We start from the raw sequence: 22,346 nt of genomic DNA on the forward strand, positions 1-22,346 counted from the left end.
GTCATGCGCGTGACATTCTCGTGTCACTGTTTTTGGTTATCCCAGAGTTTTTGCGAAACGATCCCGGAGCGGGCCTGATGTTGGTTATTTTCAATCCGGTAGCGGGCCGCAGGCGGGCAACAGCGCTATGGCGGGTGCTGGATCTGCTGGTTGAGAATGGGGTGAAGATCGAGGTCGCGGAGACCCAGCATGCCGGCCATGCGACCGATCTGGCCCGCCAGGCGGCGCGGGAGGGGGCGTTCATGGTCGTCGCCGCCGGCGGGGATGGCACCATCGCCGAAGTCGCCAACGGGTTGATCGGCACCGATACGGCGCTGGGCATCATTCCGCTCGGCACCGCCAATGTGCTGGCGAAGGAATATGGGCTCTCCACCCATCCGCGCGGCATCGCCAACACGCTGGCCTATAAACGCTGCAAGCCGCTCTGGCCGGGTGTGGCGCAGCTGCCGGGCAGGGCATGTGTTCGTGCAGATGCTGGGGCTGGGCTTCGATGGCGCGGTGGTGAAGGGTGTGCGGCCGCTGCTCAAGCGCGCCATCGGCAAGGGGGCTTATGTCTGGCAGTCGGTCTGGGAATCCGTGGCCTATGATTTTCCGCCGGTGCAGCTCAGCGTGGACGGGGTGACGCACCAGGCCGCCAGCGTCGTGGTCAGCAAGGGCGGCTTTATGGCGGGCCCTATCTGCTGGCGCCGCTGGCGCAGCCGGGGCAGCCTGGCTTCCAGGTGGTGCTGTTCGAGAAGCCCGGCACGCTGCCGGCTTTGCTCTCCGGGGCGGCGCTGCCGCTGGGGCTGCTGCCGCGCTGCCCGGGGGTGCGCGTGCTGGCCGGCAGCCATGTGGAATTTTCTGCTCCAAATGGGCGCATTTCCACCCATGCGGATGGCGATACGCTGCCCGCCCTCCCGCGCGGCGTGGTGAGCGCGCAAGCCCCGATTTCGCTGATTGTGGGTTGAGCCGGGAAGGGCTTGACGGGCGGGCCGAGGGTCTATGGGAAACCAGCCTTAAGCAAGGAGACACAAGAGATGAAGACCCCCGTGCGCGTTGCCGTCACCGGCGCGGCTGGCCAGATCGGTTATGCCATCCTGTTCCGTATCGCCAATGGCGACCTGCTCGGCAAGGATACGCCGGTCGACCTCAATCTTCTCGATCTGCCGCAGGCGCAGAAGGCGCTGAACGGCGTCATCATGGAGCTGAATGACTGCGCCTTCCCGCTGCTCAACTCCGTCACCCCTTCCGATGACCCGCGCGTGGCCTTCAAGGACGCCGACATCGCCATCCTGATCGGCTCGCGCCCGCGTGGCCCCGGCATGGAGCGCCGCGACCTGCTGGCCGCCAATGCCGAGATCTTCAAGGTCCAGGGCAAGGCGCTGAACGATGTCGCCAAGCGCGATGTGAAGGTGCTGGTGGTCGGCAACCCGGCCAACACCAATGCTTATATCGCCATGAAGTCCGCCCCGGATCTGCCGAAGGAAAACTTCACCGCGATGCTGCGCCTGGATCATAACCGCGCCGTCTCCATGCTGGCCGAGAAGACCGGCACCCCGGTGAAGGATATTGAGAAGGTGGCGGTGTGGGGCAACCATTCGCCGACCATGTTCGCCGATTACCGCAACGCCACCGCTGCCGGTAAGCCGATGCCGGACGTGGTGAATGACGAGGCCTGGTACAAGGACACCTATCTCTCCGCCGTCGGCAAGCGCGGTGCGGCGATCATCGAGGCGCGTGGCCTCTCCTCCGCCGCCTCCGCCGCCAATGCCGCCATCGACCATGTGCGTGACTGGGTGCTGGGCAGCAATGGCCGCTGGGTCTCCATGGGCATCCCCTCCGATGGCGATTACGGCGTACCGGAAGATGTGATGTTCGGCGTGCCCTGCACCTGCGAGGGCGGCAAATATACCCGCGTGAAGGGCATCGCCATGGACGAGTTCGCCAAGGGCCGCATCCAGCACACGCTGAATGAGCTGCTGGAAGAGCAGGCCGCGGTGGCCGATCTGCTGAAGTAAGCCGCGTCCACGGATGCTGCGAAGGCTCTCCCGGCGACGGGAGGGCCTTTTTCTTTGCGCCGGACCCGTTGGCGGCGCGGGGCTTGGTTTGGTAGGGGGGAGATGTGGGATCCTCCTTCAGCCTGATGTTCGGCCTGCCAGGGCATGGGATGCAGCTGCATCTCGATGCGCTGTCCATATTGTTCGCCTGTATTTTGCTGCCCCAGACCGTGGCGGCGGCGCTGGCGGGGATGCGCGGTTCGATCGCCTTCTGGGTGTTCGTGCTCGGCATGGCGCTGACCCTGGCGGCGGGGGACGGGTTCACGCTGATTTTCGGCTTCGAGCTGATGAGTGCCGCCTCCTGGCTGCTGGTGATGCAGGGCGATGTGAAGCCGGCGACATTTTATGCCGGGGTGGCGATCTTTTCCGGCGCCTGCCTGATCCCGGCGATCTTCCTGCCCGCCTCCTCGCTCGCCTTCGTGCTGGTGGCGCTGGGGGCGGGGGCCAAGGCCGGGCTCGCACCCTTGCATAGCTGGCTCCCCCGCGCCCATCCGGCGCCGCCGGCGGGGGTGTCGGCGCTGATGTCCGGCGGCATGGTGAAAATCGCGCTCTATGTGCTCATCCGCTACGGTTTCGTGGTGCTGGCGCCGGCCCAGCAGCCCTGGTGGGGCACGGTTCTGATGGTGGCGGGCGCGGCCTCGGTGCTGGTCGGCGCGTTGCGGGCGGTGCTGGAGGTGGAGCTGAAAACCGCTTTGGCCTGCTCGACGGTCGAGCATGTCGGGCTGATCGCGGTCGGGCTGGGCGTCGCGCTGCGGGCGAAGGCGCTGGGTGATGCGACGCTGACCGGGCTGGGGCTGGAGGCGGCGCTGCTCTGCGCGGTGGCGCATGGGCTGTTCAAGCCGCTTCTGTTCATCGGCGCCGGGGAGGTGAAGCACGCCACCGGCACGCTCTCCCTGAACTGGCTGGGCGGGCTGATGCGCGGCATGCCGCGGCTGGGCGCGCTGATGCTGCTGGGCGCGGCGGGCATGGCGGCGCTGCCGCTGGGCCGGGCTTCGCGCCGGAATTTCTGTTGCTGCACGCGGTGATCCAGGCGGCCGCGGGCGGCGGGATTCTGGCGCGGATCGGGTTTTCCGCCTTGCTCGCGGTGTTGGGGCTGGGCGCGGCGCTGGCGCTGGCGGCTGCGGTGCGGATCATCGGCATCGGCTTTCTCGGCCGGCCGCGCAGCCTGCATGCGGCGGCGGCGGAGGATGCGCGGCGTGGCCCCTTCATCGCCATGGCGCTGCTGGGGGGCTGTGTGTGCCGGTGGCGCTGCTGCCCGGGCTGCTGCTGGGGGTGATGACCCCGGTGATCCGGCTGCTGGCCCCGGATGCGGATGCGCCGCCGCTCACCTATGCGCCGCTGAGCCTGTTGCTGCTGGCGCTGCTGGCGGCTTTGGCGGCCGGCTTCATCCAGACGCGCTTTGGCGTGCGCGGCCTGCGTGAGGTGCCGGCCTGGCATGGCGGCTTCGGCCGCCCGCCGGCCTGGCTGCCCTTTGGCGACCCGCATACCCAGCCCAGCGGCGCCGGCTTTGCCGAGCCGGTGGCGCGGGTGCTGGGGCGCGGGCTGCTCGGCGCCCAGGGGCAGGACCCGTCGGAGCATTTCCTGCTCGGCCCGCTCTTGCGCGGCCAGCGCCGCGCGGTGCGGCTGGCGGAGCGGGTGCGCCGCGCCACCATCCGGGAGCGCCTGGCCTTCGTGTTCGCGGCGCTGGTGCTGTTTCTGCTGGCGCTTGGCCTGGGGCAGGGGGGCTGATGCTCGGTTTCACCCTCGCTTTCATCGCCACCGGCCTGCATGTGGCGCTCTGCTTCGCCGTTGCCCCTTTGCTGATCGGCACGACCAACAAATTGCGCGCCTGGCTGCTCGGGCGGCGCGGGCCGCCTTTGCTGCTGCCCTATTGGCATCTGGCCAAGCTTTTGCGCAAAAGCACGGTGCTGCCCGATACCGCGACCGATCTGTTCACTTTCTGGCCGCTGGGGGCGATGCTGGCCATGGCGGTCAGCGTCATGCTGATCCCGGGCTTCTCGACCGGGCTGCTCACTGGCCCGGCGGCGGATGCGATCACCATTGTCGGGCTGTTCGCCCTGGCCCGGGCCGCGACCATGCTGGGCGGGCTGGAGACCGGGGCCGGTTTCGGCGGCGCCGGGCGGCGCGCGAGGCGCTGTTTGGCATCTTCGCCGAGGGCGCGCTTTTGGTGCTGCTGCTGGCCTTCGCGCTGCTGGCCAGGACCACCAATATCGACGGCATCGCCAATGATTTCCGCGCCGCGCATCTGGGCATCTCGGTCTCGCTCGGCTTCGCGCTGGCGGCGATGCTGGCGGTGGCGCTGACCGAGGCCGGGCGCATCCCCACCGACAATCCCTCTGGCCATCTCGAACTCGCCATGGTGCATGAGGCGATGGCGCTGGATTATTCCGGCCGGTTGCTGGCGCTGCTGGATTATGCCGGGGTGCTGCGGCTGCTGGCCTGGATGAATTTGATCGGCACCATCTTCCTGCCCTTCGGCATGGCCCGCGCCGGGGATGTTCTCTCCTGGCCGCTCGGGCTGGTGCTGTGGGCGCTGAAGCTGGCGGTGATGGCGGTGGCGCTCTGCCTGTTCGAGGTCTCGCGGGCGAAGATGCGGGTGTTCCGGGTGCCGGAATTCCTGGGGCGGCGCTGCTGCTCGGCATGCTGGCCAGCGTGTTCCTGTTTGTCGCGGCGAGGATCGGCGCATGAGCCTCACTTTTTCCCTCGCGCATCTGATGGGCGGGATCATCCTGCTCTGCGGCTTCCTGCAGCTCTCCCAGCGCCGGCTCGCGGCGATGATCACGCTCTATCAGAGCGAGGCACTGGTACTGTCCGCCGCCGCCCTCTGGCAGGGGTTCGCCCAGCATGAGCTGGCCCTCTATCTCACCGGGTTGATCACCTTCGCGCTGAAAGGCCTACTGCTGCCCTGGGGCCTGCGCGAGATCGTGCAGCGTTTCGGCATGATCCGCGCGGTGGAGACGGCGCTGCCGATGGCGGTGTCGATGATATTCGGCCTGGCCTTGATCGGCATCGCGGTGCTGGTGGTGCTGCCCAGCACCGAGGCCTCGCTCTCCCTCACCCGCGAGGATCTGGCGATCGCGCTTTCGGTGGTGCTGCTCGGACTGTTGCTGATGATCGTGCGGCGCAATGCGCTGGCGCAGATCATCGGGTTCCTGTCGATGGAAAACGGGCTGGTGCTGGCGGCGATCGGCATGCCGGGGATGCCGTTCGTGGCGGAATTCTCGGTGGCGCTGCTGGTGCTGCTGGCCTTCCTGGTGGTGGGGGTGTTTTTGCTGCGCATCCGCGAGCATTTCGACACGCTGGACCTCTCCGGAATCGAGCAAATCGAAAGGCGCGGCAGATGAGCTTCGCCTGGATCGTCATCGCCTGGCCGTTTCTGGCGGCGCTGGTGCTGGGGTTGGCGGGCGGGCCGCGCGCCGGGGCGATCGGCAATGCTGTCGCCTGCGCGGTTTCGTTCGCCTTGTCGCTGGCGTTGTTCGCTTATGGCGGCGACGGGCTGGTGGCGACGGATGCGCTGGCCAGGCTGTTCGGCACGGTCAGCGGTTTTGTCGGCCTCACCGCATCGCTGGTGAATATTTCCTACGTGATGGGCGATGCGGCGCGGATGCCGGTGCGGCGCTGGCGGCTTTATCATGCGCTGTTTCAGATCGTGCTGGGCGCCAGCCTGCTCGGGCTCTATGCGGATAATATCGGCCTGCTCTGGGCGGCGATGGAGGGCGGCACCATCGCGATGACGCTGGGGTGAGCCTGTATCGCAGCCCCACCGGGCTGGAGGCGGCCTGGAAATATTTCATCCTGGCGGGGTGGGGATCGGGCTCGCCTTGTTCGGCACCATGCTGGTCTATCTCGCCGCGCAGCCGGCTCTGGGGCCGGGGCTGCGGGCGATGAGCTTTGCCGCCCTGGCCGGGCAGGCGGCGCATATGGATGGGGCGCTGCTGACCCTGGCCTTCCTGTTCATCCTGTTCGGCTACGGCACCAAGGCGGCGTTGGTGCCGCTGCATGGCTGGCTGCCGGATGCCTATGCGGAGGGGCCGGCGCCGCTGACCACCGCCCTCTCCGGCCTGCTGATCAATGTCGCGCTGCTGGCGATTTTGCGCTTCCGGCATCTGATGCAGGCAAATGCGGCGGCCGGGGGCAGTGCCATGCATCCGGGGCCGTTTTTGTTGACGCTGGGTGTGGCCTCCTTGTTTCTGGCGGCGTTCTCCTTCTCGCGGCGGCGCGATGCCAGGCGGTTTTTCGGCTTCTCCTCCATCGAGCAATCCGGGCTGGTGGCATTTGCCTTCGGGATTGGCGGCCCGGTGGCCTTGTTTGGCGGGTTGCTGCATATGCTGCTGCACAGCCTGTTGAAGCCCGGCCTGTTCCTGGCGCTGATCCGCGCCGCCCAGCTGCGCGGGGCGGCCGCACCGGGATTTTATGCTTTCTCGCATCTGCGCGGGCTGCCGCATGTGAATAAATATGCCGGCTGGCTGCTGGCTTTGTGCATCTTCGCCCTGGCCGGGCTGCCGCCTTCCGGGCTGTTTGCCAGCGAGTTCATCATCGTCAGCCAGACCATCCAGATCAATCCCTGGATGTCGCTGCCTTTGGGGCTGGGCATGCTGCTCTGCGCGGTGGCGATCCTGCGGCAGATCGGCCCGCTGCTGTTCGCCCCGGCGCCGCGTGAAACTTACCGCAAGGCGGGGTGGGAGGCGCATCTGGTGACGTTGCATCTGCTGCTGGTGTTCGCGCTGGCCTTTCTCACCCCGCCGGCCTTGGTGCGGCTGCTGGGCCAGGCGGCGGGGGCGCTGCAATGAGGCTGCTTTCGCCGGAGGCCTGGGCGGCGCATCAGGGGCATTTCATCGCGCTCTGGACCGATGCCGGCCATGCCTATGCACTGTATGAGCCGGGCGAGCTGGTGGCGGTGGCGCTGGTCGAGGGGGCGTATCCGGCGCTCGCGCATCCCGGGGCCAACTGGTTCCAGCGCCTGGCCAAGGATCTGAACGGGCATAAGGCGTTGGGCTTTACCGACACGCGCACGGCGGTGGAGCATTTCCGCGAGCCGGACGGGCGTGGCCCCTGGCCGGAGTTTCCGATGCCGGAGATCGAGGGGGTGCATCAGGTCGCGGTCGGGCCGATCCATGCCGGGATCATCGAGCCGGCGCATTTCCGCTTTTCCGTGCTGGGCGAGCAGGTGCTGCGGCTGCAGGGGCGCTTTGGCTATGCGCATAAGGGCACGCTGGGGCTGATGCGCGGCAAATCCCCCGCCAGGCGGCGCGCTATGCGGCGCGGATTTCGGGCGATGCCACGGTGGCGCATTCTATCGCCTTCGCCCGCGCGGCGGAGGCGGCGTTGGGCATCCAGGCGCCGGAGCGGGCGGTGTATCTGCGGGCGCTGATGGCGGAGATCGAGCGGCTGGCCAACCATGTCAGCGATATCGGCACGATCGCGGCGGATGCCGGCTTCGCCTTTCTGGAGTCCCGCTTCGCCCTGGCGCGGGAGCGGTTCTGCGCCGTCGCCAAGCTCGCCTTCGGGCATCGGCTGATGATGGATGTGGTGGTGCCGGGCGGTGTCGCCGGGGATCTGGCCGAGGGGCGGGCGAGATGATCGAGGAGATGCTCGATGCGCTGGAAGATGAGCTGCCCAGCCTGACCCGGGTGTTCGAGGATTATGCCAGTTTGCAGGACCGGGTGATGGGCACCGGCATCATCCCGCCGGCGCTGGCCGCCGCTTACAATGCCGGCGGGTTCGTGGGCCGGGCTTCCGGCCAGCATCGGGATGCGCGGATGGAGCCGGGCTATCCGCCTTATGCGGAGCTGGGGCTGAGCGTGCCGCGCGCGCAGGACGGGGATGTGGCGGCGCGGATCAAGATCCGGCTGCAGGAAATTCCGGAGAGCGTGCGGCTGGTGCGGGTGCTGCTGGAGGCGTTGCCGGCGGGCCCGCTGGCCTTCGCGCCGCCGCCGGAGAGCGGCATGGGGCTGGGGGTGGCAGAGAGTTTTCGCGGCCCGGTCTGGCATTGGCTGAAGCTGGATAATGGCCAGATCCAGGAGGCGTTTGTGGCGGATGCCAGCGCCGCGCACTGGCCGCTGCTGGAACATGCCGCGACCACGGCGATTTTGGCGGATTTCCCGCTCATCAATAAATCCGTCAACGCCTCTTATTCCGGCGTGGATCTGTAGGCGCAAAAGTTTTTTGGGGCCGCCCCTTTTTTTCAAAAAAGGGGCGGAAACGTCTGGGGTTTTGACGGCGAACTTGCCAAAACCCCAGACGTTTGTGGGACTTTTTGAAAAAAGTCCCCACGCCCCCAAAAACTTTTTAAACCCTTACGATGCTCTGCGCATACAGCGTCGTGCCGTGCTCATCCACGAACGACCAATCCATCTGCTTGCCCGTCAGCTTCATCACCATGAAGCCGTGCGCGCCGGCGGCGAAGCCGCCGCGTGTGGCGGGGCCGGGATTATAGGTCTCGGAGCCAGCGCCGGTGCAGACATAGGAGATGCCGTTCATCTTCACCGCCTGCAGGATATGGTCATGCCCGCAAATATAGATCGGCACGTGATGCTTGCGCAGGATCGGATCGACGGCGGCGATCATGTCCGGCATGTCCGCCCCTTCATAGCCCGGGTCGGACTCATGCGCGCCATAGATCGGGTGATGGCCGATGACGATGTTCCATTCGCTGGTCGAGGCGGCGAGCTTGGCATCCAGCCAGGCGAGCTGGGCCTGCGGGTCCTGCCCATCCACCGCGACCCGGGTGCCGTAATATTTTTTGATGAAGGGCGAGGTGTCCAGATAATAGAAGGTCGCGTGGGCGCCATCGGGCAGGGCGATGGTTTCCAGGGAATAGCGCGCGGGCATCTGCCAGCGCGGATTCTGCTTGGCGTAATCCAGCTGCGCCTGCACATTGCCGCGATAATCATGGTTGCCGAGCAGCACTTTCCAGGGCGTTTGCAGCGCCGGCTGGGTGTAGACATCCAGATAGGATGTCCGCCATTGCGGGTCCTCCAGCGAGTCGACGCCGTTTTCGTAGAAATTATCGCCGACCGAGACGACAAAGCGGCTATTGATGGCGTCCGCGGTGCGGCCCATCTGCGCGGCGACGGCGCGCTGGTGGTGATGGCCTCTGCGGCCCCAATCGCCGATCAGTACGATGTTCAGGGCTTCCTCGGCGGCGCTGGCGGCGGGGGCCAGGGCGGCGCCGGCGCCCAGAATGGCGCTGGTGGTGGCGAATTGGCGGCGGGTGAGTGTCATTGGCGGCTCCTTTGGCGGTCTATTAGCAAAGCAGGCGGTGGCCGGCATGCGACATTTCCGTGTCAGGCCAGAACCGTCTCATCCTGCTTCAACACCTCGCCGGCGAGGTAGAGGCTGCCGCAGATCAGCACCCGCGTGGGGGTGGTGATCTGGCGGAAGGCGCTGGCGATGTCCGGCCCGGGCAGCGCCTGGCCGCCCGAGGCTTCGATGATTTTCTCCACCGGCAAGGCGAGATGCTGTTCGGCCTCGGCCACGGCGAAAATCCGCGCCGCGTGCGGGGCGACGATGCGGATGAATTCCGCCACATCCTTGGATTGCTTCATGCCGAGCACCAGCGTGGTTGGGCCGTCCCAATCCTGCAATTGCCGGGCGATGATCTCGGCGCCGCCCGGATTATGCGCCCCGTCCAGCCAGAGTTCGGACCCGGCGGGCAGGGCCTGCGCCAGGCGGCCGGTGAGGCGCTGCATGCGGGCCGGCCAGCTGGCGGCGCGCAGGCCCCGCGCCATCGCCTCTGGCGACATCCTGAACCCGGCGGCGCGCAAGGCGGTGAGGGCGATGCCGGCATTTTCGATCTGATGCAGGCCGGCGAGGGCGGGTTTGGGCAGCGCCAGCCCATCATAAACCATGCCCGTGGCGCTGGGCTCGGCCGACCAGTCCAGCCCGCGGCGCAGCTGCTTGGCACCTTTCTGCGCGGCCTCGGCTTCGATGCGGGCCATCACCTCGGCCGGCTGGTAGCCGGTGACCACGGGCACGCCCGGCTTGATGATGCCGGCCTTCTCACCCGCGATCAGCTCCAGCGTGTTGCCCAGAAAATCCTGGTGGTCGAGCGAGATCGCGGTGATGGCGCAGGCGGCGGGGGCGACGAGGTTGGTGGCGTCCATCCGCCCGCCCAGGCCCACCTCGACGATGCAGATATCCGCGGGCACGCGAGCGAACAGCCAGAAGGCGGCAGCGGTGATCGCCTCGAACACGGTGATCTGGTTGGCTTGGTTGGCGGCCTCGATCGCATCCAGCGATTGCGCTAATTGTTCATCTGTGGCGAGGCACCCGGCCAGGCGGATGCGCTCATTGAAGCGCACCAGATGCGGGGAGGTAAAGACATGCACCTTCAGCCCTGCCGCCTCCGCCACGGCGCGGGCGATGGCGCAGACCGAGCCCTTGCCGTTGGTGCCGGCGACGTGAAGCACCGGCGGGAGTTTGGTCTGCGGATCACCGAGAGCGGCCAGCAGCCTTTGCAGCCGGTCGATCTTGAGGTCGATCATGCGCGGATAGAGCTTATGCAGCCGCTCCAGCGCCGCGCTCACCTGCAGCCGGGCGCCGGTGGCCCCGGCCGGGCTCTGCAGCTCGTTGCTCACGCGGCCTTTTTATTGGCCGTGGCGAGGGAAATGATGCGGGCCAGCGTCGCGGTCAGCTCCTCGCGTTTCACCACCATGTCGATAATGCCGTGCTGGTGCAGATATTCGGCGCGCTGGAAGCCCTCGGGCAGTTTCTCGCGCACGGTCTGCTCGATCACGCGGGCACCTGCGAAGCCGATCAGCGTGCCCGGCTCGGCGATGTGGATATCCCCCACCATGGCGAAGGCGGCGGTGACGCCGCCGGTGGTCGGGTCGGTCAGCACCACGATATAGGGCAGCCCGGCTTCCTTCACCATCTGGCTGGCGATGATGGAGCGCGGCAGCTGCATCAGGCTGATGGCGCCCTCCTGCATGCGCGCCCCGCCGGAGGCGGTATAGACGATGAGCGGGGCGTTCTGCAGCACCGCCAGGCGGGCGGCGGCAACCAGCCCCTCGCCGACAGCAGCGCCCATGGAGCCGCCCATGAATTCGAAGGACATCGCCGCGACGACGGCGTTTTTGCCGCCGAGGGTGCCGTGCGCGACCAGGATGGCGTCATCCTGCTTGGTCTTGTCGCGGGCATCCTTCAGACGGTCGGTATAGCGCTTCTGGTCGCGGAATTTCAGCGGGTCCGGCAGGGCTTTCGGCAGCTCGATCTTGGTGAAGACGCCGTCATCGAAGGTCCAGGCCAGACGCTCCGCCGCGTTGGCGCGCATATGGAAGCCGCAATGCGGGCAGACCTTCTTGGTGGCCTCCAGCTCGGTATGGAAGATCATCTGCTGGCAGGAGGGGCATTGGTGCCAGAGATTATCCGGCGCCTCCTTGCGGCCAAGCAGGGTGCGGATTTTGGGGCGGACGAATTCGGTGAGCCAGCTCATGGGGCAGGGATTTAGCCGGTTTGGGGGGGAAGGGAAGTTTTTGGGGGAGGGGCGGGATGGGGGAGGCGTGTTCGCTAAATGTTCCACGTGGAACGGGGGGTGGGGATGGGCGTCGCATAAATCCTAAGTTATGCGACAACCGATTTCGACCCACGTCAGGCTTAGGCTGGTCCAGGGGCTACGTCGGGAGTGGATTTTTTTGGCATTTCCAATTCGGTCAGTGGTCAAGTTGGATAGGTGGCTACCGCACAATCCATCATACCCATGTCAGCTGTTAGAAGGTCTCAGTTCTGGCTTGTCTCATGAGAATCGTCGCTATACCTTGCCGATATGCAAGGAATCGTAGAAAAACCCGACGGGACTGCTTACCTTGAAAGAAATCGAGAAGTGATTTTGACACTGGTAATGATAACCGGCTGTCTAGCCGGTTGGGCTTACTGGAGCATCGCTTTCTTCCTGTCCCTTGCCGCTCAGCGAATTCCTGTTGTGACTTTAATAATGGAGATGCTCTTGCCTATACACTGGGGCATCATATCCGTGGCTATGATGCTTCTAGCAGTTTGCTGAAAAACTCCTGGCGGCCGGGATTATGATGTGATTCACTTTGGCTGGCAGGTTTTGTGAGGCGTGGGGTGCGGGGTTCTTTTCGAGATCAGGGCGGGATGTTTTCGTATGTTTCACCAGAAACACGGGTTCCGGCGACCCATCCGTTGCGAGCGATCCGTGCTTTGGTGCGGGATGTTCTGCATGAGATGAGCCGCAGCTTTGCCTGGCTGTATTCCAGGGAAGGCCGGCCCTCGGTGCCGCCTGAACAATTGCTGAGCGCGCTGCTGATCCAGGTGCTGTACGGGATTCGCTCGGAACGGCAGTTGATGGAGCAACTGGATTATAATCTCCTGTACCGCTGGTTTGTGGGCTTATCCCCGGATGATCCGGTCTGGAACCCGACCACGTTTAGCAAGAACCGCGAGCGCCTGCAGAACGGCGATATATTCCAGAAATTCATGAGCCGGCTGCTGAACCACCCGCGGGTGACGCCGCTACTATCGGATGAGCATTTCTCGGTGGACGGCACGCTGATCGAGGCGTGGGCGTCGCAGAAGAGCTTCCGGCCGAAGGATGGCAGCGACGATGATGGTTCGGATTTCCACGGTCAGAAGCGTAAGAACGATACCCATGCCAGCACCACCGACCCGGAAAGCCGGCTGTACCGCAAGGCCGCTGGGCGGGAGGCAAAGCTTTCGTATATGGGGCACGCGCTGATGGACAACCGGCACGGCTTGGCGGTGGGTGGCCGAGTGACCCAGGCCACAGGCACGGCTGAGCGTGAAGCCTCGGAAGCGATGTTGAAAGCCAAAGCCAAGTCGGCCGCCGGGCGGATCACCGTAGGCGAAGACAAGGCTTACGATACCGCCGATCATGTCGCCAATCTGCGCGACGCCGGCGTGACACCGCATGTCACACAAAACAACGGTGAGACCAAAACCGGCAGGCACCGCCGCAGCGCGATTGACGGACGCACCACGCGCCATCCCGGTTATGCGATGTCGCAGACCCGCCGGGCGATGATCGAGTGCATATTCGGCTGGGGCAAGCAGCACGGCACGATGCGCAAGACCAAGCTGCGCGGCGTTGCGCGGGTCGCCGGCACCTTCATGCTCAACCTGATCGCCTATAATCTGGTACGCATTCCAAAAATGGTGGCAATATAAGGGACGAGTCTGTCCGCTGGACGAAAAAAGTCCAGAAACCGGCAAGAAACTTCAATCACTTGAACCAAAATCCAGGCCCCAAAGCTAAATCAGAAAAAATAAAACCAAGTTTCGGGGTTTTTCAGCAAACTGCTAGTTTTCTTTCGTCCGCCCCTACTCGAAATCCGCGACAAACAAATCATTTGGAGAAGATCAGGCGAGAGGAAAATGGTATTCCCTACAGAACAGTTGGGGTGGGTCTATCATGGGGACATGAATACTCTTGTTTACAGGGGGAATATTTGTCACCACGCGAGAGAGCCGTGGATGCAGTAAGGCTGTTTTCCAAAGAGGGAAAACTGCTAACTTCGATTTCGGGCAAGGTATTTGCGGCGTCTCTGACGGATATAGCTGAATACCTGACTCAAAAAACATCAGCTGTTGCTGGCGCACCGCCGACGTTTTCTAATGAAATCGTAAAGACTAAAGGCATTGGGCCTCTCTTTGCCGGACTGTTTGGCGGCTATATTCTATTCCTCACTGTAACGGCCCTGGTCATCTATTATGCGTAAAGAAAGGTGATGATAGTTGCGTTTCTCGTAGCAGGCATAGGTTATGCAACTTTTCAGGCTCGTTTTAGCTATTCGACTTGCATCGCTCTGAAACCCGAGCGCCCGTTACTCCACAACCAAGCCGCCGGTTGTCGCATAACTTGTAAATTACGCGACGATCTTTCGCCTTGCGGAGACATATGGCGCTCTCGTGTCGCGCTTTTTTGTCGCTGGATGTGATTTTTCGCGGCAGACATCCGCGACATGCGGGAAAGGAAGAAAGGCGTTTTGTTGAGGGCAGGGCGTGCTTCTGCAAGGGCAGGAGCCTAGCCGCGCAATCTTGCCGCCGCCCAGGCGCCAGACTGCGCTACCACCGGGTCATCATCCGCCGCTAGTTGCTCCGCTGTCGGCAGCATTCCAAACTCTCCGCTATTGCCAACCGCAATCGCCACGTTACGCAAAAACCTGTTTCGGCCGATGCGTTTGATGGGCGAGCCGGAGAATTTTTGGCGGAAGCCGGCATCGTCCAGCGTGGCCAACGCCGCCAATTTAGGAGCGGTGAGGTCGTCGCGGGCGGCGAGTTTCAGCTCTTGTCCGGCCTTGGCGAATTTGTTCCAAGGGCAGACGGCAAGGCAATCGTCGCAGCCATAGATGCGGTTGCCGATGGCGGTGCGGAACTCCTCGGGGATTGGCCCGTCATGTTCGATGGTGAGGTAGGAGATGCAGCGCCTGGCATCGAGCTGGTAGGGGGCGGGGAAGGCGGCGGTGGGGCAGGCTTCCTGGCAGGCGGTGCAGGAGCCGCAGAGGTCGCGCCCTGGGGCGTCTGGTTCCAATTCCAGCGTGGTGTAGATTTCGCCCAGGAACAGCCAGGAGCCATGGGCGCGCGAGACCAGGTTGGTGTGTTTGCCCTGCCAGCCTAAACCCGCTTGCTGGGCCAGCGGTTTTTCCATCACCGGCGCGGTGTCCACGAAGACCTTCACCCCCGCCCCGCGCGCGGCGATGAATTGGGCGAGATGTTTGAGCTTGCCCTTGATGATGTCGTGATAGTCGCGGTTGCGGGCATAGACGGAGATGTTGCCGATGTCGGGGCGGGTGAGGTTGGCCAATGCGTCGGTCGGCGGCGCGTAGGAGAAGCCGAGCGTGATGACGCTGAGCGCTTCGGGCCAGAGGGCTTGCGGATGGGCGCGCTGTTCGGTGCGCTCTTCCATCCAGCCCATGCCGCCATGGCGGCCAGCGGCCAGGAAGTCTTGCAGGTAGGCCAGGCGTTCCGGCGGCAATGCTGCGCGGGTGAAGCCGGTGGCGGCGAAGCCGAGGCTCGCCGCCTTGTCACGGATGAGGGTTTTTAGAGTTGCGTTTTGAAAACGTTCCATGGTGCGTCGTCAGGTGGTGGATGTCGAGCACCGGCGCGCAGCGTACATGAGTACGTGAGCACCGGCGCGCAGACATGCGCCGCCTGAAGGCCGCCAGGGGGCGTTTTCAGCCGCGGCCACGGTAGGGGGGCACGCCCTGGTCGGGGATCCAGGCTTCCTCGGGCGGTTTGCCGGTTTGCCAGAACACGTCGATGGGAATGCCGCCGCGCGGATACCAGTAGGCGCCCAGGCGCAGCCATTTCGGGGCGAGCAGCTCCACCAGCCGGTCGGCGATCATCAAGGAGCAGGCTTCATGAAACCCGCCATGGTTGCGGAAGGATTGCAGGAAGAGTTTCAGGCTCTTGCTTTCCACCAGCCATTCATCGGGGATGTAGTCGATGACGATATGGCCGAAATCTGGCTGGCCGGTCATTGGGCAGAGCGAGGTGAATTCCGGGCAGACAAAGCGCACCATGGCGTGCTTACCGCCGGTTTTCGCGGGCACGCGCTCAAGGATTGCCTCTTCCGGGCTGCGCGGCTGTTCGGTTTTGGTGCCGAGCTGCTGCAGCCCGGCGTAGCGATCATCACTCATGCATCTGGTCCTCTCTGCCATTGGCCGCGCACATCCGCGCAATAGGAATCGTAGTCGTGGTTGAGGATGGCTTCGCGCGCGCCCTGCATCACGTTTTGGTAGTAGGTGAGGTTGTGGATGGTCAGCAGCATCGGCCCCAGCATTTCCTCGCAACGGAAGAGATGGTGCAGGTAGGCGCGGGTGTGGCGGGTGCAGCAGAGGCAGGCGCAGTTTGCATCCAGCGTGCGGGTATCGTCCTGGAAGCGGGCGTTGCGCATGTTGAAGATGCCGTTGCTGGTGAAGGCGCGGGCGGTGCGCCCGGCGCGGGTGGGCATCACGCAGTCGAACATATCCACGCCGCGCGCCACCGCGCCCAGAAGGTCGTCCGGCGTGCCGACACCCATTAGGTAGCGCGGCTTGTCGGCGGGGAGGAAATCCGTGCAGTAATCCAGCACGGCGAACATCGTCTCCTGGCCTTCGCCCACCGCCAGCCCGCCAATGGCGTAGCCTTCGAACGCATTCTCCTGCAGCGCTTCGGCCGAGATGCGGCGCAGATCCTCATAGACATTGCCTTGCATGATGCCGAACTGGCCATAGCCGGGGCGTTTTACAAACGCGTCGCGCGAGCGCTTCGCCCAGCGGATGGACAGCTCCATCGACTCCTTCGCCTCCCGGTGGGTGGCGGGGAATTTGGTGCATTCATCCAGCTGCATGGTGATGGTGGCATCGAGCAGATGCTGGATCTCGGTCGAGCGCTCGGGCGTCAGCTCATAGGCGGTGCCGTCAATATGCGAGCGGAAGGTGACACCCTTCTCCTCCAGCTTGCGCAGCTTGGCGAGCGACATGATCTGGAAGCCGCCGGAATCTGTGAGGATGGGGCCGGGCCAGTCCATCATCTTGTGCAGGCCGCCCAGCCGGGCCACGCGCTCGGCGGTGGGGCGCAGCATGAGATGGTAGGTATTGCCGAGGACGATTTTCGCGCCGGTGGCGCGCACGGCGTCCGCCGTCATCGCCTTCACCGTGCCGGCGGTGCCGACAGCCATGAAGGTGGGGGTGGGCACCTCGCCATGGGCGGTGCGCAGCGTGCCGGCGCGGGCCTGGCCATGCTGGGCGGCCAGGGTGAAGGAGAAATCAGGGGTCGTCATGGGAGGGGATTAGCCGGAAAGCTGGCGCGGGGCCAGATTAACCGCGTTCCAGCAGGCAGGCATCGCCGTAGGAGTAGAACCGATAGCCATTCGCGATGGCGTGGGCATAGGCGGATTTGATCCGCTCCAGCCCGGCGAAGGCGCTGACCAGCATCAGCAGGGTGGAATGCGGCAGGTGGAAATTGGTGAATAGCGCATCGGCGATTTTGAAGCGGTAGCCGGGATAGATGAAGATATCCGTCTCGGAATCGAAGGGCTTCAGCACGCCCTCTGCGGTGGCCGCGGATTCCAGCAGGCGCAGGGCGGTGGTGCCGATGGGGATGATGCGCCGGCCTTCGGCTTTGGCCGCGTTGATGCGCGCGGCGGTCGCCTCGGTGATGAAGCCACGCTCGGCGTGCATTTTATGCTCTTCGATCACCTCGACGCGCACCGGCAGAAAGGTGCCCGCCCCCACATGCAGCGTCACCTGCGCCAGCTCGATGCCGCGCGCCTGGAGTGAAGCCAGCAGCTCCGGGGTGAAATGCAGCCCCGCCGTGGGCGCGGCGACGGCCCCTTCATGCGCTGCGAACAGGGTCTGGTAATCCGCCTTGTCCTGCTCGGTGATGCCGTCCGGCCTTGGAATGTAAGGTGGGAGCGCCAGAGCGCCGGAGCGCGCCAGGGCGGCGTAGAAATCATCCGCGGTAAAGCGCAGCAGGGCGGCGCCGCCCTCCAGCATCGCTTCCACCCGGGCGGAGAAATCCGGGTCGATCTCCAGCAGGTCGCCCTGCTTCACCCGCTTGGCATTGCGCAGCAGCACCCGCCAGGTGCCGTCATCCAGCCGCCGGTCCAGCGTGATGCCGATTTTGGCCTCGCCCCGCCGGGCGGAGAGCTGGGCGGGGATGACCTTGGTGTCGTTCACCACCAGCAGATCATCCGGGCGTAGCAGGCTGGGCAGGTCGCGCACGATATGGTCGTGCAGCGCGCCCTGCGTCACATGCAGCAGCCGGGCGGAATCACGGGGGCGGGCCGGGGCGGTGGCGATCCGCGCCTCCGGCAGATCATAGCCGAAATCGGAAAGCTGCATCAGGCGCCGAGATAGGAGGCGAGCTCGATGAGATTGCCGTCCGGATCGCGGCAATAGACGGACATGATATCCCCCAGCGCGCCGATGCGCGTCACCGGGCCGCGCTCGATCTCGACACCGCAGGCCTTCAGATGCGTCATCACATCCTCCGGCCCGACCGCCACGACCAGGCAGAGATCCAGCGTGCCGGGCTGGGCGGTGAGGGCGTGCGGAACGACCTCATGCCCGACCTCGTGGAGATTGATTTTTTGGCCGCCAAAGCGCAGAGCCGTGCGGTTCTTGCCACCATATTCCTCGCGCTCCATGCCGAGCACGCGCTGATACCAGCCCGCCGTGACCTGCAGGTCCCGGCAGACCATGACGATGTGATCGACCCGGTCGACGGTGAATTTCATGGCCGTTTACGCGAGGTCCGCGAAGAAATCATTGCCCTTGTCGTCGACCACGATGAAGGCCGGGAAGTCCTTCACCTCGATCTTCCATACCGCTTCCATGCCAAGCTCTGGATATTCCAGCACCTCGACCTTGGTGATGTTGTTCTGCGCCAGCACCGCGGCCGGGCCGCCGATGGAGCCGAGATAGAAGCCGCCATGCTTGTGGCAGGCCTCGGTGACGGCTTTCGAGCGGTTGCCCTTGGCGAGCATCACCATGGAGCCGCCGGCCGCCTGGAAGGCGTTGACATAGCTGTCCATGCGCCCCGCCGTGGTGGGGCCGAAGCTGCCGGTGGGCATGCCATCCGGGGTTTTCGCCGGGCCGGCATAATAGACCGGGTGGTTTTTCATATAGTCCGGCATGCCCTCGCCACGGTCCAGCCGCTCCTGCAGCTTGGCATGGGCGATGTCGCGCGCCACCACGATGGTGCCAGTGAGCGCCACGCGGGTTTTCACCGGATGCTTGGACAGCTCGGCCAGGATTTCGCGCATCGGGCGGTTCAGATCGATGGCGACGACCTCGCCGCCGAGATGCTCGCCCTCGATCTCGGGCAGATATTTCGCCGGGTTGGTCTCCAGCTGTTCGAGGAACACGCCCTCCTTGGTGATCTTGGCCTTGATCTGCCGGTCCGCCGAGCAGGAGACGCCGATGCCGATGGGCAGGGAGGCGCCGTGGCGGGGCAGGCGGATGACGCGGACATCGTGGCAGAAATATTTGCCGCCGAACTGCGCGCCAATGCCGATCTTGCGGCTGATCTCCAGCACCTTCTGCTCCATTTCCAGGTCGCGGAAGGCATGGCCGGTGGCATCGCCTTCGGTGGGCAGATGGTCGTAATATTTGGTGGAGGCGAGCTTCACCGTCTTCAGGCACAATTCTGCCGAGGTGCCGCCGATGACGATGGCCAGATGGTAAGGCGGGCAGGCGGAGGTGCCCAGCGTTTTGATCTTGGCTTCGATGAAGGCGTAGATCTTCTCAGGGGTGAGGACCGCGCGGGTCTCCTGGTAGAGATAGGTCTTGTTGGCCGATCCGCCGCCCTTGGCGATGAATTGCAGGCTGAATTCGTCATCGTGATAGCCGCCGGGGGAGGCCATCAGATCGAACTGCACCGGCAGATTGGTGCCGGTGTTCTTTTCCTCGAACATCGAGAGCGGGGCCATCTGCGAATAGCGCAGATTGGTCTCGGTATAGGTGCGCGCCACACCCCAGGAGAGCGCCTCCTCCTCATTGCCCTCGACCCAGACGCGCTGGCCCTTCTTGCCGAAGATCAAAGCCGTGCCGGTATCCTGGCACATCGGCAGCACGCCCTTGGCGGCGATGGCGGCGTTTTTCAGGAACTCCATGGCCACGTAGCGGTCATTCTCGCTGGCCTCGGGGTCTTTCAGGATGTTGGCGAGCTGCGCCAGATGCGCCGGGCGCAGCAGGTGCGAGACATCATGATAGGCCTGGAAGGCCAGTTCGGAGAGCGCCCCTCGCTGATTTTCAGCACCGTCTTGCCCTCGACCTCGATGGTCGAGACGCCCTCGATATCGAGCTTGCGATAGGGGGTGTCGTCATGCCCGAGCGGGAACATGGGCGAAAAGGCGAAACCAGGGCTGCGTTTCAGGGGTGCGTTCATGATTTTTAGTCTTTCTGACGGCGGCGAAAGGCGTCCAGGCTCACCACATCGGCGGGCTGGTCGTTGGGCGGGGCCGGTGTGTCCTCGCTCTGGACAGCGGGGCGTGCGGCGATCTCGGCCGGCTCAGGCAGCTCGACCTCGAATTGCAGGCCAAAGCGCACTTCCGGATCGGCGAAGCTGGTGATGGCGGCGATGGGGATGACCAAAGTGGTGGGGATGCCGGAGAAGCTCAAGCCCACGGAGACGGCGCTGCCATCCGGCTCCACGGACAGGCCGTGAAACTGGTGCTGCAGCACGATGGTCATTTCATCCGGGTATTGCGCCTTCAGCCGGTCCGGCACCATCGCCCCGGGATAGCCGGTTTTGAAGGTGATGTAGAAATGATGCTCGCCCGGCAGCCCTTGCGCGGCGGCATGGCGCAGCGCGCTGACCACGACATGGCGCAGCGCATCCTGCGTCCATTCATCATAGGGCAGCAGGGATTCGGGTGTGTTCAGATCGTCTTCAGCCATAGGTCAATCCCTTCGCGCGCGGTTCGCGGCCGGGGCCGGATCAGCGCGTATCCCGCTCATAATGGCGGTAATATTTCTCAGTCACCAGATCGGTCTGCACGATGATGGCGATGTCGGTGGTGTTGAACTGGCTGTCGATCACCGCGCCATCGCCGACAAAGCCGCCGAGCCTGAGATAGCCTTTAATCAGCGGCGGCAGGCGCATCAATGCCCCTTTCGGGTCGATCGCCTCGGGTGGCAGCCTGGCCATCTCGACATAGAGGTCCGGCAGGGCGCGCGGGCGGATCGCCTCCGGGGCGCGGTGATGCAGGCTGAGATAGGTCAGCTCCGCGGCCAAGGCATCCGGGTCGGTGCCGGAGAGCGAGGCGCAGCCGAACATCAGCTCGATGCCATAGTGGAAGACATAGGCGGCGATGCCGCGCCAGAGCAGCTGCATGACCATGCGGCTGCGATAGGCCTCGGCGGTGCAGCTGCGGCCCAGCTCCAGCTTGCGGCCAGGGAAGGCGCGCAGGGCAGAAATGTTGTATTCGCTTTCCGAGTAATAGCGCCCGAAAGCTTCCGCCGCCTCCTGGCGGATCAGCCGGTAGGTGCCGACCACGCTCTCGGCCCCCTCGCCGAGATCGTGATCGACCACCAGCAGATGGTCGGCAATGGCATCGAACTCGTCCTGGTCGAGCTGGCTGGCCAGGGTGGCGGCATCCGCCTTGGCGCCCATCTGCTCATAAAAAATCTTGTAACGCAGCGATTGCGCGGCCCTCAGCTCGGCCTCGGTGGTGGCCAGGCGCACGCCGAGATTGCCGGCGCGCAGCTCCGCGAAGCCGGGGGCGGCGTTGCCGATGGTAAAGCGCGGCAGATGCGGCAGGCTGGTCTCGTTCATGGCGCGACCGGATTGCCGAACAGCTCGATTTTGATCAAATCCACCTCCAGCCCATGTTTCAGGGCGATCTCGCGCAGCGCCGCTTCGACCGCCGGGGCCTCGAACTCGATGACATTGCCGCTGAGCTTGTCGACCATATGGAAATGGTTGCCATCGCCGCTGGCCTCATAACGCGCGCGGCGGCTGCCCAGATCGCGGCGGGAGAGAATGCCCTTGGCCTCCAGCAGCCGCACCGTGCGGTAGACCGTGGCCAGGGAAATATGGTTATCGATACGATTCGCCCGCCGATGCAGCTCTTCCACATCCGGGTGGTCGGTCGCCTCCGACAACACCCGCGCAATCACCCTGCGCGGACCTGTCATCTTCAGCCCGTTCTCTATGCACAGGCGCTCGATGCTTATATTCATCGGTAAGCCTTGTGGCCTAACTTTGTCATCCGGTCCAGCCTTAAGGGAGACCGCCATGCTGATTGCCGACCTGCCGAAACACGACAAAGCCATCGATATCACCGCCGAAACCTGCCCGATGACCTTCGTGCGGACCAGGCTCGCGCTGGACGCCATGGAGAGCGGGCAGATATTGCTGGTGAAGCTGAAAGGCGAGGACCCGCTGCGCAACGTGCCGCGCGCCGCCGCCGACCAGGGGCATGAGCCGCTGGATCTGCTCGAACAGGCGGATGGCAGCCATGTGCTGGTGATCCAGAAGGGCTGAGAGGCTACTCCAAAAGCCACTCTGGCGGCTCAAGATCGTGATTTACTGCGCTTCAAAGATCAAAAAAGCCGCGACGCGGAACCCGCGTGCGGCTGATCTGACACTGGTAAGCGACCCGCCCGGAGGCGGGAGGGGCTTTAGAAGCCCTCGCGCTCGATCCGCTTGCGCTCCATCTTGCGGGCGCGGCGAACGGCCTCGGCGGCTTCGCGGGCGCGGCGCTCGGAGGGCTTCTCATAATGGCGGCGGAGCTTCATCTCGCGGAACACGCCCTCGCGCTGCAGCTTCTTCTTGAGCGCCTTCAGCGCTTGGTCGACATTGTTGTCACGAACGAGAACTTGCACTGGGCTGTGTGCTCCA

At 64.6% G+C, this 22,346-nt stretch carries 26 protein-coding genes and 3 pseudogenes; 16 read left to right on the forward strand and 13 right to left on the reverse strand.

The window, feature by feature from the left end; translation table 11 throughout:
• Positions 1 to 77 precede the first annotated feature (77 nt).
• The 13 genes and pseudogenes from GT370_RS17410 to GT370_RS17475 all read left to right on the forward strand — a co-directional run bounded on the left by GT370_RS17410 (position 78) and on the right by GT370_RS17475 (position 8,188).
• Positions 78 to 587, forward strand: a complete 510-nt coding sequence (locus GT370_RS17410) for a diacylglycerol/lipid kinase family protein (RefSeq protein WP_270183456.1) — start codon at positions 78 to 80, stop codon at positions 585 to 587.
• A 135-nt stretch (positions 588 to 722) separates the two neighbouring features.
• A complete protein-coding gene (locus GT370_RS17415) occupies positions 723 to 947 on the forward strand; it encodes a hypothetical protein (protein WP_270183457.1) in 225 nt (74 codons plus the stop codon).
• Positions 948 to 1,016: 69 nt separating this feature from the next.
• The gene (locus GT370_RS17420) at positions 1,017 to 1,997 is read left to right on the forward strand and encodes a malate dehydrogenase (RefSeq protein WP_008495140.1); all 981 of its coding nucleotides are present in this window, start codon (positions 1,017 to 1,019) and stop codon (positions 1,995 to 1,997) included.
• A gap of 104 nt (positions 1,998 to 2,101) precedes the next feature.
• Positions 2,102 to 3,061 carry a proton-conducting transporter transmembrane domain-containing protein gene (locus GT370_RS17425; protein WP_270183458.1) on the forward strand — a complete coding sequence of 320 codons (960 nt, stop codon included), beginning with the start codon at positions 2,102 to 2,104 and terminating at the stop codon, positions 3,059 to 3,061.
• Positions 3,046 to 3,312 (forward strand): hypothetical protein, encoded by a 267-nt coding sequence (locus tag GT370_RS17430; RefSeq protein ID WP_270183459.1) that lies wholly within the window; start codon positions 3,046 to 3,048, stop codon positions 3,310 to 3,312. The genes GT370_RS17425 and GT370_RS17430 overlap by 16 nt, the downstream gene beginning before the upstream one ends.
• Positions 3,279 to 3,764, forward strand: a complete 486-nt coding sequence (locus tag GT370_RS17435; RefSeq protein WP_270183460.1) for a hypothetical protein — start codon at positions 3,279 to 3,281, stop codon at positions 3,762 to 3,764. The genes GT370_RS17430 and GT370_RS17435 overlap by 34 nt, the downstream gene beginning before the upstream one ends.
• Positions 3,764 to 4,884 (forward strand): annotated as a pseudogene (locus GT370_RS21020) (respiratory chain complex I subunit 1 family protein). The gene GT370_RS17435 and the pseudogene GT370_RS21020 overlap by 1 nt, the downstream one beginning before the upstream one ends.
• A complete protein-coding gene (locus GT370_RS17450; RefSeq protein WP_270183462.1) occupies positions 4,811 to 5,380 on the forward strand; it encodes a hydrogenase-4 component E in 570 nt (189 codons plus the stop codon). The pseudogene GT370_RS21020 and the gene GT370_RS17450 overlap by 74 nt, the downstream one beginning before the upstream one ends.
• On the forward strand, positions 5,377 to 5,781 hold the full coding sequence (locus GT370_RS17455) for a hypothetical protein (protein ID WP_270183463.1): 405 nt from the start codon (positions 5,377 to 5,379) through the stop codon (positions 5,779 to 5,781). The genes GT370_RS17450 and GT370_RS17455 overlap by 4 nt, the downstream gene beginning before the upstream one ends.
• Positions 5,782 to 5,809: 28 nt before the next feature.
• Positions 5,810 to 6,826 (forward strand): annotated as a pseudogene (locus GT370_RS17460) (proton-conducting transporter transmembrane domain-containing protein); the annotation flags it as partial.
• Entirely contained in the window at positions 6,823 to 7,407 is a 585-nt protein-coding gene (locus GT370_RS17465; protein WP_270183464.1) for a hypothetical protein, read from the forward strand. The pseudogene GT370_RS17460 and the gene GT370_RS17465, both read left to right, overlap by 4 nt.
• On the forward strand, positions 7,320 to 7,616 hold the full coding sequence (locus GT370_RS17470) for a hypothetical protein (RefSeq protein WP_270183465.1): 297 nt from the start codon (positions 7,320 to 7,322) through the stop codon (positions 7,614 to 7,616). Before GT370_RS17465 ends, GT370_RS17470 begins: the two co-directional genes overlap by 88 nt.
• A complete protein-coding gene (locus tag GT370_RS17475) occupies positions 7,613 to 8,188 on the forward strand; it encodes a hypothetical protein (protein WP_270183466.1) in 576 nt (191 codons plus the stop codon). Before GT370_RS17470 ends, GT370_RS17475 begins: the two co-directional genes overlap by 4 nt.
• A 136-nt stretch (positions 8,189 to 8,324) precedes the next feature.
• Here GT370_RS17475 and GT370_RS17480 read toward each other — a convergent pair whose 3' ends face one another.
• From GT370_RS17480 to accD, 3 genes are all read right to left on the reverse strand, one after another.
• A complete protein-coding gene (locus tag GT370_RS17480) occupies positions 8,325 to 9,260 on the reverse strand; it encodes a metallophosphoesterase (protein WP_270183467.1) in 936 nt (311 codons plus the stop codon).
• 62 nt (positions 9,261 to 9,322) lie between these two features.
• On the reverse strand, positions 9,323 to 10,615 hold the full coding sequence (locus tag GT370_RS17485) for a bifunctional folylpolyglutamate synthase/dihydrofolate synthase (RefSeq protein WP_008495148.1): 1,293 nt from the start codon (positions 10,613 to 10,615) through the stop codon (positions 9,323 to 9,325).
• Complete coding sequence (accD, locus tag GT370_RS17490; RefSeq protein ID WP_008495149.1) at positions 10,612 to 11,472, reverse strand: acetyl-CoA carboxylase, carboxyltransferase subunit beta; 861 nt, start codon at positions 11,470 to 11,472, stop codon at positions 10,612 to 10,614. Before accD ends, GT370_RS17485 begins: the two co-directional genes overlap by 4 nt.
• A 632-nt stretch (positions 11,473 to 12,104) precedes the next feature.
• Here accD and GT370_RS17495 point away from each other — a divergent pair.
• A complete protein-coding gene (locus tag GT370_RS17495; RefSeq protein ID WP_083878918.1) occupies positions 12,105 to 13,184 on the forward strand; it encodes an IS5 family transposase in 1,080 nt (359 codons plus the stop codon).
• Positions 13,185 to 13,243: 59 nt separating this feature from the next.
• Positions 13,244 to 13,735: a hypothetical protein gene (locus GT370_RS17500; protein WP_270183468.1), complete on the forward strand. Its 492-nt coding sequence runs from the start codon at positions 13,244 to 13,246 to the stop codon at positions 13,733 to 13,735.
• A gap of 305 nt (positions 13,736 to 14,040) precedes the next feature.
• Here the strand turns inward: GT370_RS17500 and queG are convergent, their stop codons facing one another.
• The 9 genes and pseudogenes from queG to GT370_RS17545 all read right to left on the reverse strand — a co-directional run bounded on the left by queG (position 14,041) and on the right by GT370_RS17545 (position 21,685).
• The gene (gene queG / locus GT370_RS17505; protein WP_008495151.1) at positions 14,041 to 15,084 is read right to left on the reverse strand and encodes a tRNA epoxyqueuosine(34) reductase QueG; all 1,044 of its coding nucleotides are present in this window, start codon (positions 15,082 to 15,084) and stop codon (positions 14,041 to 14,043) included.
• Between the two features lie 106 nt (positions 15,085 to 15,190).
• Positions 15,191 to 15,655, reverse strand: coding sequence for a preQ(1) synthase (gene queF, locus GT370_RS17510; protein ID WP_008495153.1), 465 nt, complete (start codon positions 15,653 to 15,655; stop codon positions 15,191 to 15,193).
• Positions 15,652 to 16,779: a tRNA guanosine(34) transglycosylase Tgt gene (gene tgt / locus GT370_RS17515; RefSeq protein ID WP_008495155.1), complete on the reverse strand. Its 1,128-nt coding sequence runs from the start codon at positions 16,777 to 16,779 to the stop codon at positions 15,652 to 15,654. Before tgt ends, queF begins: the two co-directional genes overlap by 4 nt.
• A gap of 37 nt (positions 16,780 to 16,816) precedes the next feature.
• Complete coding sequence (queA, locus tag GT370_RS17520) at positions 16,817 to 17,842, reverse strand: tRNA preQ1(34) S-adenosylmethionine ribosyltransferase-isomerase QueA (RefSeq protein WP_008495157.1); 1,026 nt, start codon at positions 17,840 to 17,842, stop codon at positions 16,817 to 16,819.
• Positions 17,842 to 18,237: a VOC family protein gene (locus GT370_RS17525; RefSeq protein WP_008495158.1), complete on the reverse strand. Its 396-nt coding sequence runs from the start codon at positions 18,235 to 18,237 to the stop codon at positions 17,842 to 17,844. Before GT370_RS17525 ends, queA begins: the two co-directional genes overlap by 1 nt.
• A gap of 6 nt (positions 18,238 to 18,243) precedes the next feature.
• Positions 18,244 to 19,889, reverse strand: a pseudogene (locus GT370_RS17530) (fumarate hydratase).
• Positions 19,890 to 19,894: 5 nt separating this feature from the next.
• The gene (locus tag GT370_RS17535) at positions 19,895 to 20,401 is read right to left on the reverse strand and encodes an SspB family protein (protein ID WP_008495161.1); all 507 of its coding nucleotides are present in this window, start codon (positions 20,399 to 20,401) and stop codon (positions 19,895 to 19,897) included.
• Positions 20,402 to 20,441: 40 nt separating this feature from the next.
• A complete protein-coding gene (locus GT370_RS17540; RefSeq protein ID WP_008495162.1) occupies positions 20,442 to 21,278 on the reverse strand; it encodes a GNAT family N-acetyltransferase in 837 nt (278 codons plus the stop codon).
• On the reverse strand, positions 21,275 to 21,685 hold the full coding sequence (locus GT370_RS17545; protein ID WP_008495163.1) for a Fur family transcriptional regulator: 411 nt from the start codon (positions 21,683 to 21,685) through the stop codon (positions 21,275 to 21,277). The genes GT370_RS17540 and GT370_RS17545 overlap by 4 nt, the downstream gene beginning before the upstream one ends.
• A gap of 55 nt (positions 21,686 to 21,740) precedes the next feature.
• On the opposite strand from GT370_RS17545, the gene GT370_RS17550 reads away from it, so the two are divergent.
• Positions 21,741 to 21,989 carry a sulfurtransferase TusA family protein gene (locus GT370_RS17550; protein ID WP_008495164.1) on the forward strand — a complete coding sequence of 83 codons (249 nt, stop codon included), beginning with the start codon at positions 21,741 to 21,743 and terminating at the stop codon, positions 21,987 to 21,989.
• A gap of 137 nt (positions 21,990 to 22,126) precedes the next feature.
• Here GT370_RS17550 and rpsU read toward each other — a convergent pair whose 3' ends face one another.
• Positions 22,127 to 22,330 carry a 30S ribosomal protein S21 gene (gene rpsU, locus GT370_RS17555; RefSeq protein WP_007421557.1) on the reverse strand — a complete coding sequence of 68 codons (204 nt, stop codon included), beginning with the start codon at positions 22,328 to 22,330 and terminating at the stop codon, positions 22,127 to 22,129.
• Between the last annotated feature and the right edge of the window lie 16 nt (positions 22,331 to 22,346).

Source organism: Acidocella sp. MX-AZ03, from assembly GCF_027626035.1.
GTDB classification, from domain to species: Bacteria; Pseudomonadota; Alphaproteobacteria; order Acetobacterales; family Acetobacteraceae; genus Acidocella; species Acidocella facilis.

Bases quoted from the DNA above. Each gene is read 5' to 3' on its own strand.
- GT370_RS17535 (WP_008495161.1), bottom strand. From the start codon at position 20,401: ATGGCTGAAGACGATCTGAACACACCCGAATCCCTGCTGCCCTATGAT.
- accD (WP_008495149.1), bottom strand. From the start codon at position 11,472: ATGAGCTGGCTCACCGAATTCGTCCGCCCCAAAATCCGCACCCTGCTT.
- queG (WP_008495151.1), bottom strand. From the start codon at position 15,084: ATGGAACGTTTTCAAAACGCAACTCTAAAAACCCTCATCCGTGACAAG.
- GT370_RS17475 (WP_270183466.1), top strand. From the start codon at position 7,613: ATGATCGAGGAGATGCTCGATGCGCTGGAAGATGAGCTGCCCAGCCTG.
- GT370_RS17480 (WP_270183467.1), bottom strand. From the start codon at position 9,260: ATGACACTCACCCGCCGCCAATTCGCCACCACCAGCGCCATTCTGGGC.
- GT370_RS17545 (WP_008495163.1), bottom strand. From the start codon at position 21,685: ATGAATATAAGCATCGAGCGCCTGTGCATAGAGAACGGGCTGAAGATG.
- GT370_RS17420 (WP_008495140.1), top strand. From the start codon at position 1,017: ATGAAGACCCCCGTGCGCGTTGCCGTCACCGGCGCGGCTGGCCAGATC.
- tgt (WP_008495155.1), bottom strand. From the start codon at position 16,779: ATGACGACCCCTGATTTCTCCTTCACCCTGGCCGCCCAGCATGGCCAG.
- GT370_RS17465 (WP_270183464.1), top strand. From the start codon at position 6,823: ATGAGGCTGCTTTCGCCGGAGGCCTGGGCGGCGCATCAGGGGCATTTC.
- GT370_RS17455 (WP_270183463.1), top strand. From the start codon at position 5,377: ATGAGCTTCGCCTGGATCGTCATCGCCTGGCCGTTTCTGGCGGCGCTG.
- GT370_RS17410 (WP_270183456.1), top strand. From the start codon at position 78: ATGTTGGTTATTTTCAATCCGGTAGCGGGCCGCAGGCGGGCAACAGCG.
- GT370_RS17540 (WP_008495162.1), bottom strand. From the start codon at position 21,278: ATGAACGAGACCAGCCTGCCGCATCTGCCGCGCTTTACCATCGGCAAC.
- GT370_RS17525 (WP_008495158.1), bottom strand. From the start codon at position 18,237: ATGAAATTCACCGTCGACCGGGTCGATCACATCGTCATGGTCTGCCGG.
- queA (WP_008495157.1), bottom strand. From the start codon at position 17,842: ATGCAGCTTTCCGATTTCGGCTATGATCTGCCGGAGGCGCGGATCGCC.
- queF (WP_008495153.1), bottom strand. From the start codon at position 15,655: ATGAGTGATGATCGCTACGCCGGGCTGCAGCAGCTCGGCACCAAAACC.
- GT370_RS17550 (WP_008495164.1), top strand. From the start codon at position 21,741: ATGCTGATTGCCGACCTGCCGAAACACGACAAAGCCATCGATATCACC.
- GT370_RS17450 (WP_270183462.1), top strand. From the start codon at position 4,811: ATGATCACGCTCTATCAGAGCGAGGCACTGGTACTGTCCGCCGCCGCC.